This is a genomic window from Alistipes sp. Marseille-P2263 (assembly GCF_018101075.1).
GTDB lineage: Bacteria > Bacteroidota > Bacteroidia > Bacteroidales > Rikenellaceae > Alistipes > Alistipes dispar.
This window is the reverse complement of the sequence record NZ_JAGQEJ010000017.1, coordinates 4,167-5,705: the sequence shown is the minus strand read 5'-3', so window position 1 is coordinate 5,705 and position 1,539 is coordinate 4,167. Positions and strand designations below refer to the sequence as shown.

1 rRNA gene is annotated in these 1,539 nt (G+C 53.0%); it reads left to right on the top strand.

Going from position 1 to position 1,539, the window contains the following annotated elements:
- Nucleotides 1-7: 7 nt before the first annotated feature.
- A 16S ribosomal RNA gene (locus KB554_RS13115) occupies nt 8-1,533 on the top strand.
- Nucleotides 1,534-1,539: the final 6 nt, after the last annotated feature.

The following is a 1,539-nucleotide window of genomic DNA, read 5'->3' as shown; positions in this document are numbered from 1 at the left end:
ATTTTTTACAATGGAGAGTTTGATCCTGGCTCAGGATGAACGCTAGCGGCAGGCTTAACACATGCAAGTCGAGGGGCAGCATTCGGGTAGCAATACCTGAGATGGCGACCGGCGCACGGGTGCGTAACGCGTATGCAACCTACCCATAACAGGGGCATAACACTGAGAAATTGGTACTAATTCCCCATAACATTCGAAGAGGCATCTTTTCGGGTTGAAAACTCCGGTGGTTATGGATGGGCATGCGTTGTATTAGCTGGTTGGTGAGGTAACGGCTCACCAAGGCGACGATACATAGGGGGACTGAGAGGTTAACCCCCCACATTGGTACTGAGACACGGACCAAACTCCTACGGGAGGCAGCAGTGAGGAATATTGGTCAATGGACGCAAGTCTGAACCAGCCATGCCGCGTGCAGGAAGACGGCTCTATGAGTTGTAAACTGCTTTTGTACGAGGGTAAACTCAGATACGTGTATCTGACTGAAAGTATCGTACGAATAAGGATCGGCTAACTCCGTGCCAGCAGCCGCGGTAATACGGAGGATTCAAGCGTTATCCGGATTTATTGGGTTTAAAGGGTGCGTAGGCGGTCTGATAAGTTAGAGGTGAAATCCCGGGGCTTAACTCCGGAATTGCCTCTGATACTGTTGGGCTAGAGAGTAGTTGCGGTAGGCGGAATGTATGGTGTAGCGGTGAAATGCTTAGAGATCATACAGAACACCGATTGCGAAGGCAGCTTACCAAACTATATCTGACGTTGAGGCACGAAAGCGTGGGGAGCAAACAGGATTAGATACCCTGGTAGTCCACGCAGTAAACGATGATAACTCGCTGTCGGCGATACACAGTCGGTGGCTAAGCGAAAGCGATAAGTTATCCACCTGGGGAGTACGTTCGCAAGAATGAAACTCAAAGGAATTGACGGGGGCCCGCACAAGCGGAGGAACATGTGGTTTAATTCGATGATACGCGAGGAACCTTACCCGGGCTTGAAAGTTAGCGACGATTCTGGAAACAGGATTTCCCTTCGGGGCGCGAAACTAGGTGCTGCATGGTTGTCGTCAGCTCGTGCCGTGAGGTGTCGGGTTAAGTCCCATAACGAGCGCAACCCCTACCGTTAGTTGCCATCAGGTCAAGCTGGGCACTCTGGCGGGACTGCCGGTGTAAGCCGAGAGGAAGGTGGGGATGACGTCAAATCAGCACGGCCCTTACGTCCGGGGCTACACACGTGTTACAATGGTAGGTACAGAGGGCAGCTACCCTGCGAAGGGATGCGAATCTCGAAAGCCTATCTCAGTTCGGATTGGAGGCTGAAACCCGCCTCCATGAAGTTGGATTCGCTAGTAATCGCGCATCAGCCATGGCGCGGTGAATACGTTCCCGGGCCTTGTACACACCGCCCGTCAAGCCATGGAAGCTGGGGGTGCCTGAAGTTCGTGACCGCAAGGAGCGACCTAGGGCAAAACCGGTGACTGGGGCTAAGTCGTAACAAGGTAGCCGTACCGGAAGGTGCGGCTGGAACACCTCCTTTCTGGAG